The organism is Roseospira marina (genome assembly GCF_014197855.1).
Taxonomy (GTDB): Bacteria; Pseudomonadota; Alphaproteobacteria; order Rhodospirillales; family Rhodospirillaceae; genus Rhodospira; species Rhodospira marina.
The window spans coordinates 93562-110534 of record NZ_JACIGJ010000003.1; the positions used below are offsets into that span (position 1 = coordinate 93562).

At 66.2% G+C, this 16973-nt stretch carries 8 protein-coding genes; 1 reads left to right on the forward strand and 7 read right to left on the reverse strand.

The window, feature by feature from the left end; all coding sequences use genetic code 11:
- Positions 1–7: 7 nt before the first annotated feature.
- Together GGD82_RS21365 and GGD82_RS04940 are read right to left on the reverse strand one after the other, a co-directional pair.
- Positions 8–3802, reverse strand: coding sequence for a hybrid sensor histidine kinase/response regulator (locus GGD82_RS21365; protein WP_150061951.1), 3795 nt, complete (start codon positions 3800–3802; stop codon positions 8–10).
- Positions 3799–4176, reverse strand: coding sequence for a substrate-binding domain-containing protein (locus GGD82_RS04940; RefSeq protein ID WP_150061950.1), 378 nt, complete (start codon positions 4174–4176; stop codon positions 3799–3801). Before GGD82_RS04940 ends, GGD82_RS21365 begins: the two co-directional genes overlap by 4 nt.
- Positions 4177–4493: 317 nt before the next feature.
- On the opposite strand from GGD82_RS04940, the gene GGD82_RS04945 reads away from it, so the two are divergent.
- On the forward strand, positions 4494–6008 hold the full coding sequence (locus GGD82_RS04945; RefSeq protein ID WP_170284244.1) for an extracellular solute-binding protein: 1515 nt from the start codon (positions 4494–4496) through the stop codon (positions 6006–6008).
- Between the two features lie 40 nt (positions 6009–6048).
- Here GGD82_RS04945 and GGD82_RS04950 read toward each other — a convergent pair whose 3' ends face one another.
- The 5 genes from GGD82_RS04950 to GGD82_RS04970 form a co-directional block, all read right to left on the reverse strand.
- A complete protein-coding gene (locus tag GGD82_RS04950) occupies positions 6049–10578 on the reverse strand; it encodes a PAS domain S-box protein (RefSeq protein ID WP_150061948.1) in 4530 nt (1509 codons plus the stop codon).
- 125 nt (positions 10579–10703) lie between these two features.
- A complete protein-coding gene (locus GGD82_RS04955) occupies positions 10704–12980 on the reverse strand; it encodes an EAL domain-containing response regulator (RefSeq protein WP_311731926.1) in 2277 nt (758 codons plus the stop codon).
- A 586-nt stretch (positions 12981–13566) separates the two neighbouring features.
- On the reverse strand, positions 13567–15228 hold the full coding sequence (gene groL / locus GGD82_RS04960) for a chaperonin GroEL (RefSeq protein ID WP_150061946.1): 1662 nt from the start codon (positions 15226–15228) through the stop codon (positions 13567–13569).
- Positions 15229–15293: 65 nt separating this feature from the next.
- Complete coding sequence (gene groES / locus GGD82_RS04965) at positions 15294–15581, reverse strand: co-chaperone GroES (RefSeq protein WP_150061945.1); 288 nt, start codon at positions 15579–15581, stop codon at positions 15294–15296.
- A 318-nt stretch (positions 15582–15899) separates the two neighbouring features.
- Positions 15900–16919, reverse strand: coding sequence for a dihydroorotate dehydrogenase-like protein (locus GGD82_RS04970; protein ID WP_150061944.1), 1020 nt, complete (start codon positions 16917–16919; stop codon positions 15900–15902).
- Positions 16920–16973: the final 54 nt, after the last annotated feature.

The following is a 16973-nucleotide window of genomic DNA, read 5'->3' on the forward strand; positions in this document are numbered from 1 at the left end:
GCGGGTGTTACAGACGGCTCATGCCAACGCCGAGAGCCACCTCAACGGCCGTCAGAGCCAACAGGGCATCGTCGAAATCGAACCCGTCCGCCGCCGCCTGAACGCTGCGGGCGTGGGGACGCAGGGCCTCTGGTGCCCGCTGCAACAGGGCGTTGGCCAGCGGGAGGGCGTCTGGATCCCCCACCGTCAGGGCCGCGCGCAGCGCGGCGACAAGCGCCCCCAGATCCTGCCGCACAGCGGCGTCCGCGGGCGCCCCTTCCGCCCATGGCGCGTCCTCGGGCAGAGCGGCGATCCCGTCCAGAAGCGCGGTCAGGGCATTCTCCAGCGCGGTCAGAAGGCCGTCCGGCGGCATCCGTGCCGACGCCAGCAGCGCATCCACGGACGCGGCGCGGTCGGACACCTCGATGGCCCCCAGCGTCGCCGCCGCGCCCTTCAGCGCGTGCACCATGCGTCGCATTGCGTCCAACCGCCCGGACTCCTGGGCTGCCCGCAACGCCGGCGCCAGAGTGGCGTACCGCTGACCAAAGTCTCTGAGAAGCTGGCGCAGAAAACCGATGTTGCCCGAGGTGGAGCGCAGCGCGAGATGCGGGTCCAGGACCGCCAGCAGCGCCGGCCCCAGGTTGTCCGGCAAGGCGACCGCGCGCTGTGGGTCCGACCCGGGGCCCCTGGCCAAGGCGGGGTCCCGCCGGAGCCAGTGTGCAAGCGTCGAGAACAGGGCCGACGGATCGATGGGCTTCGTCAGGTGGTCGTTCATGCCGCTGGCGAGACTGCGCTCCCGATCGGCCGCCATCGCATGGGCGGTCATGGCGATCACGGGAAGATCGGCGAGATCATCCCGTTCCCGCAAGCGACGGGTCGTTTCGTGGCCGTCCAGCCCCGGCATCTGAACATCCATGAGAACCAGATCGAACGTCTGCCGGGCCAGCAGGTCCAGCGCACGATAGCCGCTTTCCGCGACGGTCACGATGACATCGGCCGCCATCAGCAGATCGCGCGCCACCTGACGGTTGATCGGGTTGTCCTCAACCAGAAGAATCCGGGTGCCGGCCAGCGTGGCGGCCACTTCGGACCCGGGGTCCCGGGGATCATCCCGCCGATGCCCGGTCAGACGCAGAATCCCGTCGCGCAACCGCCACTCCGTGAACGGCGTCTCCAGGTGCACCACCCCCTCAAGGGTCCAGGGCACGGTGTCCCCACCCGCGACGATCAGCGGCGGCAGGCTCGGGCTGGCAAACAGACTCTGCGTAACGCGCCGTCCCCGCGCGTCCGTCGCGTCGCCGTCCACGATCACGACGCACGGCGCCCCCCGCTCACCGTTATCATCCTGGCAGGCCTCCGCGATGGCCTCCGCCGAGACCGCGGCGACGCGGACCTGGAGCCCCAGCCGCTGCGCCATCAGGGTCAACGCCCCACGCCGATCCGCACCGTCGCACGCCAGCACCACGGGAGCCCCCATGAGCATGTCCGGCAGCGGTCGCGGCCGCGCGTTCTCGGGCGGCAGGACCAGCGGCAAACGAACCGTGAACGTGCTGCCCTGGTCGAGCGTGCTGTCCAGCACGATGGTCCCGCCCATGAGGGTCACCAGACGCCGCGCGATGGTGAGCCCGAGGCCCGTGCCGCCGAACCGACGGGTGGTCGAGCTGTCTCCCTGGCTGAATGCCTCGAAAAGCCGCGCCTGCTCATCCGCGCTCATACCGATGCCCGTATCCCGAATGGCCAGGATCAGTGTCGGCGTGGGTGTGGAGGTCGGCGTATCCGTGTCGGTGTGCGCGCCGGTGTCCGCGCCGGCCTCGCTCTCGACCGTCACGGTCACGCCGCCGCTCTCGGTGAACTTGACCGCGTTGCCGACCAGGTTGATCAGCACCTGATTGAGGCGCACCGGGTCGCCCATAAGAACGGCCGGCACATCCGCGCCGACCACAAGGTCGAACCCCAGGTTCTTGCTGCGCAGGCGCGGTCGCATGACCGTCACCATCGCGTCCAAGACCTCGGTCAGGTTGAACGGCACCTCTTCGAGGGTCATCTTGCCGGCCTCGACCTTGGAAAAGTCGAGGATGTCGTTAAGAATCGCCAGGAGGTTTTGCGAGGCGTTGCGGATATTCTCCAGATAGTCTCGCTGGCGCGGGTTCAGGTCGGTCTTCAGGGCGAGATGGGCAAAGCCGATGACCGCGTTCATCGGCGTGCGGATTTCGTGGCTCATGGTGGCCAGGAAGCCAGATTTGGCCTGATTCGCCACTTCGGCCGCGTCCCGGGCCTCGCGCTGCGCCCGTTCGTTCCGGGCCAGCGCCCGCTGGGTCACCACGGCAATGACGGACGCCAACAACAGCGTGCCGGCGCACAGCACCAGCAGCAGCGCCTTGCTCGACAGCACCGACTGGCCAAGCCCGTGGCGGCGCTGATTGACCTCGGCCTCCATCGACACGACGAGGCCGTGCACAACATCGCCCAGATCGCGCGACAAGGCCTGGGTCATTGCCAGCTTACGCTCTCTGTCCGCGAGCGCCTCTAACTCCTGCAGACGCAGCGCGAAGATACTGTTGCGCCCCTGAGCCAGACGCGACAGTGTCTCACGACTGCGCAGCACACCCTCCAGCAGCACGGGATTGCGCTGCGCCAGGCCACTGCGCCGGAACACCTCGACCGCATCCTGGAAGACCGACAGCGATTGGGCGACCCGCGCCCGGAGGGAATGGATCGCAGCCTCACTCTCGGCGTTGGTTGCCGCGTTCAGAAGGCCGATGATCAGGTTGCCCTCGGCCTTGATGTCCACGATGTACGTCACGTCGGCCACCGCACCGGCCATGAGGTCGGAAATGGTGGTTTCCAGATCGGCGGCCAGTTGCTTGGGAAGCGCCCCCAGGCTGTCCGCCTCCCGCGCCAGTCGGGCGTCCACCCAGGCCAACAGATCCTCCCGCGCGCCCGACGGGCCCAACGGCGGCCGCAGTCCGTCGTCACCGAAGTGATCCGCCGCCGCATCCAGCGCCGCCCGCATCGCAACCGCCGGAGGCATCGTCTCGAACCCGCCTTTGAGGTCGGTCGCGGCAGCGCCCGCGCGGTCGGCGTCCTTGGAGGCGAACCCAGGCCACGCCATGGCGAGGTCCGCCTGCAGAACGTCCCGGACGACACCCACCGAGCGCGCGTGGCCGTTCAGAACCCAGCGCAGGTTGCGCCGGTTGCTCCGCACCGCCCGCTGCGCCATCAGGCCTAACTCGGCGCGCGCGCCGTAGATCATCGGCCCGACCATCCGCAGCAGGGACTCCTGCGCCGCCGCGATCGCGTCCAAAGCGGCCGCCCGGTCGTCCGCCAGTTCGATCGAGCGCGCCGTCGCCGCCTCCAGGTTCTCCAGAGAGTGGGCCAACTCTTCGCCCAACCCTTCCACCCGGTCCGCCGCCGCAGCCCGCCCAATCCGTCGCAGGGCGTTGAGGTCGCCGGCCCCCTCCTTCAGTACCGCGTTCAGGCGCCGCGCCTCGGTCCGCAACTCGTCGCGCGACCGCGAGGCGACCAAGAGCGGCGCGGTGGCCGCCAGGGCGGCGCTTGTTTGCTGAAGGCGCAAAGTCGCGCCGAACGCCGGCACCGTTTCCTCGGTGGTGATAGTGATCGCCGCGCCCAGGTTCTCAAAGGTCGCCACGGCGATCACGGTGGCGCCAACCGACAGGAGGGCCGAGCCGCCGATGGCCAGCGCGGCCCATGTGCCGGACCGCTGCCCGGCCGCGGACCAGCGAGTCAGCCGCCGCCGTCTGGCCTTCCGGAACCGGTGCGCCATAAGCCGAAGACCGATGATGGGCTTACCCCTGACCCTCACCGAGACATCCCCCGGGCGCCCAACAGATCCATGGCGTAGGAGCCAGCGGCGCGACCGATGGCCAGGTTGTCCCCGCCCATGAAGTGCGTCATCCGGTCGGTTTCGACGTTGCGGTCGAGCACGAACACCGGCATGCCGGTCTCCGCCGCCTGGACGGCGACCGGTGTCAGCCCGGCCGGTTCCTTGGGCGAGATCAAAATGGCATCCATGTCCTGTTCGATGAACGTCCGCATGTCCGCGACCTGCTGGGCCACGTCATCGTTCGCGTTCGCCATCATCAGGGTAGGATCCTCGTGCCGGGCCGCCTCCGCCCGCACATCCTTACTGAAGGGAATCCACCAATTACTACCTATGGTTCCACGCGAAAAGCCGATCCACCGGCCCCTTCCGCCCCCCTATCTCGGCCCCCCCCCCCGCTGGACGCACAGCGAACGCAATGACAACAGAAAGGGCAAAGGTCAAAAGCGTCTTCATACCCGGCCGTCTATCAACCAAAATTCAGAACAATTATAACGAGATAGATCAAGAGTTGTAGCTAAGGCTTTACTTATATGTGTGCATTGGGAGACAGGATATTCGCGTGATCATGTACTCGGATTTATTGCTCAAGGCTAACATGGAGTGTATATCCCCGAAAAGCCATTGTGCAGCAGAAACCTCCGAATCTTTAAATGCGTGGGAAGGGTTTGCCATGACCACCGGACAGCGACACGGCCGCGCGGCGGCGCTGGGGTTCGCTGTCCTGATCGCCGCAAGCCTGCTGGCCCGGGACGCCGCAAGCACCGACCGCATGGCCGGAACGAAGCCGGCGGAGAACGTTCAGGGCACGGTCCTGCGAGTGGGTGTCCAGGCGGCCCCCGCGATCAGCCTTCCGGCGGAAACCCACGGCCGCACCTGGACGCACGCACATGGCGGCCGGGTGGAGGTCGTGCGGATTCCCTTCGAGCACCTCTATGATCGGCTCATGGCCGGATTGACGGGCACAGACGCCCCGTTCGATGTCATCTTTCATGCGCCCGGATGGGCTGCCGATTTCGCCCCCTACCTGCGCGAGATGCCGGCCCGGATCGCGGAGGACGAATCGTTCGACGACATCCATCCCGTGTTCCGGGACCGCTTGATGCGGTGGGACGGCCGCTGGGTATCGGTGACGGTCGATGGCGACGTGTTCAGCGGCTATTACCGTCGCGACCTGTTCGAGGACCCGATCAACCGCCGCGCGTTCGCGCGACGGTATGGCCGCCCACTGATGCCACCGACCACCTGGGCGCAATACCGGACCATCGCGGCCTTCTTCACCGGCCGAACCGGACCCGACGGGCAGCCGGTGTACGGCACCTCGGAGCCCTTTGCCAGGGGGGGCCAGGAGGTGTGGACCGTGTTCGCGCGCGCCGCCGCCTACACCAACCCGCCCGGGGTGGCCGGAGCCCAGTTTTTCGACCCCGACACCATGACCCCTCGGATCAACACCCCCGGCTGGGTTCGGGCCGTGCGGGAGTATCGGGACATTGCGGCTTTCTCACCGCCGGACGCCCTGCGCAACGGCATCACCGAAAGCCGGCGGGCCTTCCTCGACGGCCACACCGCCATGGCGCTGGACTGGGGCGACACCGGAACCATGGCCGAAAACCCCAAGCACTCCCGCGTGGCGGGCTGTGTGGGTTATTTCGTGCTCCCGGGATCCGACGAGGTCTGGAACGCGGACACCGACGCGTGGCAGCCGATTCCCAACGGGCGCCGCGTCCCGTTCCTGGCCTTCGGCGGCTGGGTCGCGGCGGTTCCCCGCAACGCGCCGAATCCCGACGCCGCGTGGGACTATATTCTGTGGTTCTCCAACGTCCGCAACAGTATGGCGGATGTGCTGGACGGGCGAACCGGCGTCAACCCGTACCGATACAGCCATTTCGTGGAAGTCGACGCCTGGATGCGGGTGCTGCCGCCCCGGGCCGCGGCCGACTACATACGGGTCATTCGGTCCAGCCTGGACTCGCCGCACGCCGCCCTCGACCTGCGCCTGCCCGGCTTCCAGGCGTACATGGACAGTTTCGAGACGGAACTGACCCGCATTCTGGCCGGCGAGGTCCCGGTGCAAGAGGGTCTGGACGCTGCGGCCGCCCGGTGGGAGGCCATAACGGACCGGCACGGACGGGCCGCCCAGCGCGCCCACTACCGCGCGTCCATGGGCCTCGCCCCGGCCGCGCCATAGGTCGGCTCGATGTGTGTCCGGACTCCGCCGGGCGCAGCGATTAGGCCCCGTGGGTGTCCGCGCCGATGGTCGCATCGGCATCAAGGTAGACGTCCGGGCGCGCACGCTCCGGCGCGCTCCGAGGCAGGACCATCGTGAAGACCGTGCCGCCGTCTCCGTCGGCCGACGGAGAGTCCACCTCGATGGTTCCCCCCAGAACCGCTGTAACCAAATTGTAGACGATATACAGCCCCAGCCCGCTGCCGCCCTGCCCCAACCGGGTTGTGAAGAACGGGTCGAAGACCCGTTGCAGAATCTCGGCCGGAATGCCGGCCCCGGTGTCGGAATAGACGATCCGGAGGGCATCGGAGCCCTCCGCTCCGGCGGTGACCCGGATGCACCCGGCCTCCATATCCGCAAACCCATGGGTCACCGAGTTGCCGATCAGGTTGGTGAGAATCTGCTCCAGCGGGCCGGGATAGCTGTCCATCTCCAAACCCGGCGGGATATCCAGGTCCACGCGGTGCTCCGTGCGTTTCAGCGTCGGCCGCATGGTGGAGACGACGTCCTCGGTGATGCTCAAGACCCGGAACACGCGGCGGCGCATGCTCGTCTGATCGGTCGCCACCTCCTTGACCTGACCGATGAGATCAGCGGCTCGGACGGTGTTGCGCTCCAGCAAGTCCACGGCTTCCTGGCCATGCCGCAGGAAGTCGGCGAGATCCGCGCGCCGCAAGGCGCCACCCGCCAGGGCCGTCTCCATGGCCTTGAACTGCTCGTCAAGGGTACTGGCGACCAGGCGCGCGTTGCCCAATGGCGTGTTCATCTCATGCGCCAGTCCGGCGACCAGATTGCCGAGGGCCGCCAGCTTCTCGGCCTGGAGCAGCTTGGTCATGGCCTGCTGAAGGGCCCGGGTCCGGGCCGAGACCAGATCCTCCAGGTGCGCACGATAGGTTTGAAGTTCGCGTTCCGACCGTTTGCGCTCCGTCACGTCCATGTTCAGTTCGACCATGCCACGGACGTCGTCGCCATCACGCACCGGCGCGAGAACGTTTCGAAAATACCGATCGCCAATTTTTGTTACAAAGCGAAGCTCTTCATCGATGATCTGGCCCGAGAGGACCGCGTCTCTTTTGGCTCCCCAACGATCCGTATATTGACTGTGCACTGTAACATCAGACGGATTTCTTTCCGAAACATCGCCCCACTCCGCCTTGGACGCGGAGTTCTGCAAAACATAGTCGCCGTCCGCATCCAGGATGAAGAAGTCGAACGGAATGCTCTCGACGGCCGCCAGCAACCGGACCTCGCTTTCCCGCCGCGCACGCTCCGCCCGCATCTGTTCCGTCAGGTCGATGACCAGGGTCAGGAGGACCTGTTCGTCCTTCAGACCGATGACCTCGGCGGACCACAGCACATCGATCGGGGTTCCGTCGGCGGCGTAGAAAACGACCGGGACCTCGCTCAACGTCCCGGTCTCCCGGATCGACTCCAGCAGCGCGTCGCGATCCGCGGCGTGCCGCCAGAGGCCCACCTCCACGGTGGTGCGACCGACCAGCGCGGCGTGCGATGTCCGGAACAGGGTCAGCCACCGATCGTTGGCGTCGAGAATGCGGCCTTCGTCGATGGTCGAGATCAGCATGGCGGCCGGGTTAGACTGGAACGCCTTGGCGAATCGCTCCTCACTCTGGCGCAGCGTGGTCTCCGCACGCTTGCGCTCGGTGATGTCGCGGACGTTGGCCAGGACAATGGACCGATTCCCGAACGTCATGCACCGAAGCATGACCTCCGCCGGAAACACGGCGCCGTCCTTCGGCCGCCGCCCCATCCATTCGAACCGGATCGTCTCCCCGGCCATGACCCGCGCCCAGATCGAGCGGGCCTCGTCCAGTGAAAACCCGGCGTCACACAAGTCCAGGGCGGAACGCCCCTCGGCCTCGCCCGCCTCCAAACCGTACATCGTCGTCATGGCCGCGTTGACCGCCAGGATCCGCCCCTCGGCGTCGTGCATGATGATGGCGTCCAGCGCGTTGTCGAAGACCGCGCGATAGCGGCTCTCGCTGGCTCTCAACCGCTGAAGAAGCAGGAAGCCGGACAGCGCCTCCTCGATCCGCTCGGAAATGCTCTGGAACAGGCGTTGCTCCGCTTCAGTCCACGCGCGTTCGTGCGAGACCTGATGCAGACCGATGAGCCACGGCACGCTGGACTGTGGCCGAAGGGCGGTCACCATCCGGCTGCGCACACCCGTCTCCCGGAAGGCACGGGTCGTCGGGTCGTAGCCGGTCACGGCGGGACCACCGCAGGTCAAGGCCGCCTGGAACACGCGACTGAGTTCGTCATCGATGGCAAACTCACGCCCTTCTTCGCCCAAGGGTGCCAAGCCGGCGCGCGGCACCTCGGCGGTCACGCAGACGGTGGTCGCCGAAGGATCGCAGGGATGCATGAAATAGGCCCGGTCAGCCTGGAAAATATCCTGAACCTCGGCGGCCAACTTCTTCAGGAACGCCGCGTCGCGTTCGGATCGGTTGAGGACCCGCGAAATCCGGTCCACGTGCTCCAGGGCCTGGGAGTGCGCCCGCAGGTCTCGATAGGCGGCGAGATGTTGCAGGGCGTGCGCGATGATCTCCGCCACCAGGCGCAGGAACCGGACGTCGACCTCCGACCACACGCGATGCCCCTCCTGGGCGTCCAGGGCCAGAACCCCCAGAAGCCGCTCCCCACCGGTCACCGGCACGCAGATCAGCGAATGCGTGGCGGGATCGCCGTCCGTGGGACGGAAACGAAGGCCGACGTCGGGCGTCCCCGCCTGTATTACGACCGGAGCGCCCGTCGCCATGCGCGCATAAAACGGTGCATAGTCCGCGACGGCGATGTTTTGCGAGGCCTCTTTCTTCGATGACACGCCCGGTGCACACCATTCGTGCGTATTGCTGGCGAGGCGACCGTCGGGGCTGACCGCGAACAGGACCGCGCGATCCGCCTGGGCGAGTTGACCAACGCGCTCCAGGGTCCAGTCCATCCGGGCTTCAAGGTCGTCCCACCCCGGCTTGATCATCAGGGCGGAAATGTCGGCGAGAAGCTGCTCCGATTCCAAATGACGCCGAAGCTTGCGCTCGGCGGCCTTCAGGTCGGTGACATCCAGGCAGGTGATCCCGACGTGCGTGATCTCGCCCACCACGTTGCGGATCGGGAAGACCGTCGTGTCGAGTTGCACCGCGGTGCCCGCATCCGCGCCCCCCGAGTCAAACCGGCACGTAAATCGAACGCTCTCGCCATCCGACAGCACGCGCTGAACCTCGGCGACCGGCGCCGCGTCCTGGAACCGGGAATCGGTGAACACGTTGTGGTCGAGCAGAGAGACCTGCCCCGCATGCACCCGGAACAGGCTGAGGGCCGCCGGATTGCTGCGGACCACGGCCCCGTTGCCGTTGAGGATCAGCATGGGCAACGGGCTTTGCGTGATGATGCTGTCGACGAACGCCTTGGAGGCGCGCACCGCGTCCGCCGTGATTTTCCGGCCGGAGATGTCCCGCACGAAGGCGAAATAGTACACGGCCTCGCCGACCGCCGCGCGCGTGACCGTGACCTCCACGGGAAAGGTGGAACCATCCTTGCGCCGATGTGTCCGTTCGAACACCGTTTGATCCGTCTCGGCGGCGCGGTCCCACACCCCACGCACGTCGTCATCCGAGGCCTCTGGATCGAACAGCGAGACCGGCGCCCCAATCAGCTCTTCACGGCTGTAGCCAAGGGTCTCGCACGCCCGCTCGTTCACGAAGGCCACGCGGCCCGACGGGTTGAACCAAAAGACGCTGACGGACGCACGATCAACAGACAACTGCGTCAGCCGCAGCGCCTCCTCGGCACGCTTTCTGTCCGTGATATCGACCTGCATACCGAGCATGCGGATCGGGCGCCCGCCCTCGTCCCAGTCCATGACGCGCGCCAAGGACCGGAGCCAAATCCAGTGGCCGGCCCCATGCTGCACGCGCATCTCGACATTGACCTCGGCCTGCACACCACGACGGCAGGCCTCGAACGCCGCCGCGACCCGGTCGCGGTCGTCCGGATGGAGCCAGGAGTAAGCGGCCTCGGCCGCGATCACCCGATCCGAAAACCCACGGCCAAGGAGCGCCATGTGCGCACTGTTGCTGACGAACTCTCCTGTCGTCAGGTCCAGTTCGAACAGGGCGTAGCCCGAGGCGCCCGTCGGAAGAGACACATCGGGTTCGGCGTCCCCCAGAACACCCGATGTCCGAAGGGCCCCGGACCGAGGAGACACCACGGCGCACAGGAAGGCTTGGTCGCCGAACGTGAGGTACTGGACAAACATATCCACATCGAACGGCCGGCCGTCGCGCGTTCGCAGCGCCGCTTGAAACCGGAGAGCCCCCGCGCGCTCGACGACTGCCCAGCGTTCGGCCCACGTCACCGGGTCTACGGCCGGATCAATGTCCCATACGGCCATCCGGCGGAGCTCATCGCGGGTGAACGCCAGGGCATCGCATGCGGCACGGCTGACGTCGAGGATCCGCCCATCGGCATGGATCCAGTACAGGAGGGTATCCTCGTCCCCTGTCGGTGGTGCCATGTCCACGGGGCGCTCCTCTCCTGCCCACAATCCTCCGGACACCGCCAGACGGCCCCCGCCGCGGGCGGATCCCGAAGGGGACACCGCGGATGGGAGACGATCGTCAGGCGACCATCAGGCGACCATCAGGCGACCGTGGCCATCCACGCTTCAAATGCCGGACCCGGCATCGGGTGGCCGAACAGATAGCCTTGCCCCTCCTGGCAGCCCATTTCCAGGAGTTGGCGCCGCTGCCCCTCGTCCTCCACGCCTTCGGCGATGGTGACAAGGCCCAGCTGCCGGCCAAGCGCGATGACCAGTTCCGCAATACCGCTGGTGTCGGCATTCTCTTGGACTTCCTGGACAAAGCTCCGGTCGATCTTGAGCCGATCGACGTTGAGCTGCTTCAGAACACTGAGCGAGGAGTACCCGGTCCCGAAGTCGTCCATGGCCACGGTGATGCCCATGGCCCGGATCGCCTGGATTTTCTCGACCGTGGAGTCGATGTGGCCGATGGCGACCGACTCGGTCAGTTCCAGCTCCAGTTGCTTCGGGTTCACCTGACAGTCCTGCAGCGCTTGCCCGAGGACGGCCACGAACCCCGGTTCACGGAACTGCGTGTGCGACACGTTTATGGCCATCCGAAAGCCCGTGTGGCCTCGGTCCGTCAGGCGTTTCAGCTGCCGGCACGCCGTCCGCAGGACCCACTCGCCAATCGGGACCGTCAGACCCGACTGCTCAGCCAGCGGGATGAACTCGTCCGGCGGCACCATGGTGCCGTCCTCGGTCTCCCAGCGCAACAGCGCCTCCGCGCCCAGCACCCGGCCGGTCACCAGGTCCACCTGCGGCTGATAGGCGAGAAACAATTGCTCGGCGCAAAACGCCGCGCGCAGCCGCGTCAGCAGATTGATGCGCACCCGGGCCGAGGCGCTGAGATCCTCGTCGAACAGGGTCGCGCGTCCCCGCTGCAGCATCTTGGCCTGCTTCAACGCAATGCTGGCGTTCTTGAGCACATCCGCGCTGGTGTTGGCGTGCGCGTTGACCTGGATCAGGCTGGCGGTGGCCGACACCCGCAACACCTCGCCGTCGAGATCAAAGGGCGCGCTGAAGACCCGCTCGATGCACAGCGGTGTGACCTGATCGGACGGACCATAGATCCCGAAGGTGTCACCGCCGACGCGGGCCAGCAGCGTTCCGGGCATGAGGGCGGCGGCCAGACGCCCCGCCACGGCCTCCAGAACGCGGTCGCCGAACTGATGGTCCAGCACCGTATTCATTTCCGCAAAATCGTCCAGGTCCACGAGCGCGACGGTCATGTCCTCGCGCCGATCCCCACGGCTGACCTCTTCCATGAACCCCCTGCGATTGGGCAGATTCAGGAATTGATCCATGTAGGCATTGTCGTACAGCCGCTGTTGCAGCAGGACGTTTTCAAAACCCACCGTGACACTCGCACAGAACACTTCGAGCAGTTCGAGATTTACGGGATCCAGGCCCTCGGCGACCTCCACATACGCGGCGATGCCGGTGGTCTCGCTCACCTCAAAGTAGAGGCAGAGGCCCGGCCCCAGAACATGCGCCCGACGGCTCAGGCAGTCCTCCAGCACACGACGCAGCGTCGCGTCCGTCAGAGTATCCACCGGTTCCTGCATCAACGACCGGTACCGCCCGGCCGCAGCGATCACACGGGGTTGGACATCGTCCAGGGTTTTGCCCGCGCACACAAGCCCCTCCGGCGGGAGCCCAAGCAACGCGCAGAGTTGCGTCACAACGCCTTCCGCGTACAACCGCAAGGCCCGCAGCTTGCCCAGATCCGTGCAGGCGGAAATGATGAGTTCCAGGCCATTGCGGCTCATTTCAAGCTGATGAACCTGCCGATAGGACCGGATCGCCACCGCCAGCGTGGTGAACAGGCGGGTCCGGGTCAGTTCGGACTTGGCCTTGTAATCGTTGATGTCGTAGGTGCGGATCGTCTCGAGCTCGGGCGCATACCCCGGCTGGCCCGTCCGCAGGATGATCCGGACCGCGTGGTTGCCCAGGTCCTCGCGCACCCGGCGCACGAGACGCAGACCCGCATCGTCGGTTTCCATGACGACATCTAGGAGCACAACCGCGATATCGTGCTCATTGGCCAGGACGGCGAAGGCTTGGTCCGCGCTTGAGGCGTGCAGCAAACGGAGTGCCCGCCCTTCAATAGTAAGATCGCGTAAGGCGAGTGTTGTTGCCTCATGAACATCCGGCTCGTCGTCTACGACAAGCACATTCCAGACACTCATGGATGCTGTCGGAGTCTCTTCGCCGTCATCACTGAAAGCAAACAGCTCTTCATCATCGAATGATAGCGCTTTTGCCATGGATGGACCGTCGACGACTGCCTCGGGTTGAGTCGTGATGCTGCGCTCTTCGTCACGGAAAGACAACATCTAAGCCATGCACCAAAGCCGTGGGGGACAGGCGACGGCCCCTCATGCAGGCATGCACAGCCGCGATGGGCCATGGCTTTTCCAGTTGGGGGAGAGCGTCGGGCCACCATCATGGGGCGGCAGCGTTATCTGTTATCACCCCGCTCAACGCCGTAAAACCACATTCGTTCCGGACCGATCAGCCGCGCAACAAACGTGGGGTCGCAGACAGCTCCCGTTATGTCGAAGGATAGGGGCGTGGAATCCACCCTTGCAGAGCCCCTGCATAGACCCGCCCTATAATGTTGTAGATCCGCTGAAAATCTGGGCCGGCACGGTCACATATATGCATTTCGATATATGCACGATGCGTTTGCGCAGAACCAGCACGCCCGACCCGTCGGATACCCGCTTTGGCCGCCACAGCACCCCGCGCGCGCCCGATACGGGCCGCCTGACGCGAGAGTCGGCGGCCTGACAACGATCCAGCGCCCGGCGACCGAAAAACCAACCCGCGCGGGGCCCTGGCCGCATGCGAAAAAGGCCGCGCCCTTTCGGACGCGGCCCTTCCCGTCGGCCGGTATGAGGCGCGATGGCCGGGGTGGACTTAGAAGCCCATGCCGCCCATGCCGCCCATGCCGCCCATGTCACCCATGCCGCCGCCGGCACCGGCGCCACCGTCCTTCTTCTCGGGCGCATCGGCCACCATGCACTCGGTGGTGACGAGCAGGCCCGCGATGGACGCCGCATCCTGCAGGGCGGCGCGCACGACCTTGGTCGGGTCGATGATGCCGGCCTTCAGCATGTCGGTGTAGACGCCGTTCTGCGCGTCGAAGCCCAGGTTCGGGTCGGTCTGCTCCATCAGCTTGCCGGCCACGACGGCGCCATCGGCACCGGCGTTCTCGGCGATCTGACGGACCGGGGTCTGCAGGGCACGGCGCACAATGTCGATGCCGGCCTGCTGGTCGGAGTTGGCGCCCTTCAGGTCTTCCAGAGCACGCGAGCCGTACAGCAGGGCCACGCCGCCGCCCGGGACGATGCCTTCCTCGACCGCGGCGCGGGTGGCGTGCAGGGCGTCATCGACGCGATCCTTGCGCTCCTTCACCTCGACCTCAGTGGCGCCACCGACCTTAATGACCGCGACACCGCCGGCGAGCTTGGCGAGACGCTCCTGGAGCTTCTCACGGTCGTAGTCGCTGGTGGTCTCTTCGATCTGGCTGCGGATGACGTTGCAGCGGGCTTCGATGTCGGCCTTCTCACCGGCACCGTCGACGATGGTGGTCTCTTCCTTCGTCAGGGTGACGGTCTTGGCGGTGCCGAGCATGTCGATGGTGACGTTCTCGAGCTTGATGCCGACCTCTTCGGAGACGACCTGGCCGCCGGTCAGGATGGCGATGTCCTGCAGCATGGCCTTGCGGCGATCGCCGAAGCCCGGGGCCTTCACGGCGGAGACCTTCAGGCCGCCGCGCAGCTTGTTGACCACGAGGGTGGCCAGGGCCTCGCCCTCGACGTCCTCGGCGATGATCAGCAGCGGACGGCTGGACTGAACGACGGCCTCAAGGACCGGCAGCAGCGGCTGCAGGCTGGAGAGCTTGCCCTCATTGATGAGGATGTAGGGGTTTTCCAGCTCGCACAGCATCTTCTCCGTGTTGGTCACGAAGTACGGCGAGAGGTACCCACGGTCGAACTGCATGCCCTCGACGACGTCCAGCTCGGTCTCCAGGCCCTTGGCCTCCTCAACCGTGATGACGCCCTCGTTGCCGACCTTCTCCATCGCCTCGGCGATGATCTTGCCGATTTCGACTTCGCCGTTGGCGGAGATGGTGCCGACCTGCGCGACTTCCTGGCTGTCCTTCAGCTTGGTGGAGCGCTTCTTGACGTCCTCAATGACGGCGTTCACGGCCACGTCGATGCCGCGCTTCAGGTCCATCGGGTTCATGCCGGCGGCCACGGACTTGGCGCCCTCGCGCACGATGGACTGGGCCAGCACGGTCGCGGTGGTGGTGCCGTCACCGGCCAGATCGGCGGTCTTGGAAGCGACTTCCTTGACCATCTGGGCGCCCATGTTCTCGAACTTGTCGGACAGCTCGATTTCCTTGGCGACGGAAACGCCGTCCTTGGTGATGCGCGGCGCGCCGAACGACTTCTCGATCACCACGTTGCGGCCCTTAGGGCCCAGGGTCACCTTCACGGCGTCGGCCAGGATATCGACGCCCTTCATCATCCGATTGCGGGCTTCGATGCCGAAACGAACATCCTTGGCGGTCATGTCTTTAGATCCTCTTGATCCGGTCTAGGGGAGTCGGTCTATGGGTCCGTTGGAAGGCAGAGGGCCTACTCCAGAACACCCATGATGTCGGCTTCCTTCATGATCAGCAGCTCATCGCCGTCGATCTTGACCTCGGTGCCGGACCACTTGCCGAACAGGACGCGGTCACCCACCTTGACGTCCAGCGCGGTCACCTTGCCGTCCTCGCCGCGCGAGCCGGCGCCGACGGCCAGAACCTCGCCCTGCATCGGCTTTTCCTTGGCGGTGTCCGGGATGATGATGCCGCCAGTGGTCTTCTCTTCAGATTCGACACGCTTCACCAGCACGCGGTCGTGCAGCGGACGCAGCTTCATTCTCTTCCTCCGTCGATCGACGCCGTTAATCGGTCGTGAGTGATCGGTTGAACTCGTGCGAAGGCCGCCCTTGAGGAGGACGGCCAACATGTTGATTTCGCAGGGCTTAGAGACGCTGTTAGCAGTCTTGCTCGGCGAGTGCCAACGAGATAGGGCGGCCCGGGCGGACTGTCAAGCGGACGCGTGCGTCCTGCCTTCGGAAAAAATGGAGATTGGGCCGCGACCGGTCAGCCTCGCGGGAGGGACGCACAATGACACGCGCCGGCCCCGAAAGCCCGGCGCGTCATCGGCAATGGCGAGCGTCCGAAGCCCGGGCTGTCAGGGCGCGTAATCGGACGGCCGGAACGAGTCCAGCACCTGGAGGTAATTGGCCCGCTCATACGCGGCCGTATCGGCCACGGCCCGATGGCTGAGCGCGCCCCGGGCCTGGTCGATGCTGTCGTAGCCGCCGACTTCCAGGAACGCGCGCAGGCCGGAGACCAGGGTCTTCATATGCGCCGGCCCGTAACGCAGCAGGGCCGACGCCGTCATCACGACATCGGCGCCGACGAGGATGAATTTCATCGCATCCTCAGCCCCCTGCACGCCGGTCGTCGCAGCGATGCTGGCGCCGTCGAGATGGCCGTACAGAATCCCGATCCAACGCAACGGCAGCCGCGCCTCGGCGGAGGTCGACAGATCCAGCGTCGGCAGCGCCCGCATGGCCTGAAGATCGATTTCCGGCTGATAGAAGCGGTTGAACAGAACGAGGCCGCTGGCCCCGGCTGCCACCAGACGGCGGGCCATGTGCCCCGGCGCACTGAAGTACGGCCCCAGCTTGACGGCCACCGGGATCGAGACCTCCTGGCGGACGGACTGAAGAATGCTCTCCACCCGCGCCTCGACCGCCGCCCCGGACTCGTCCAGATCCGCGGCGACGTAATAGACGTTGAGTTCGAGGGCCGGCGCGCCGGCCTCCTCCATCATGCGGGCATACTGGGTCCAGCCCCGGGGGCTGACCCCGTTCAGGCTGGGAATCACCGGGATGGCGCAGCTCTCCCGCGCCCGGCGGATCAGATCGAGCGTCTCGTCCCCACCGATACCCACATCATCCATCGACGCGGCGGGGAAGTACCCGCCCGAGACCTCCGCATGGCTCTCCGCGCCCACCTCCGAGAGCCCGTGCATGGCCTCCCGTTCCCGCTGGATCCGCTCCTCGAACAGCGAGGGCAGAATCACCGCGGCCGCCCCCGCATCCTCCAGCCGCCTTATCCCGTCCAACGTTCCGGACAGCGGCGAGGCCGAGGCCACGATGGGATGGTCCAGCGTTAGCCCCAGATAGCGCGTCGTCATATCCATGGATGGTCTCTCCCTCAGACCCGAGTCCCTACCCTGCCCCGTTTATCGCCATAC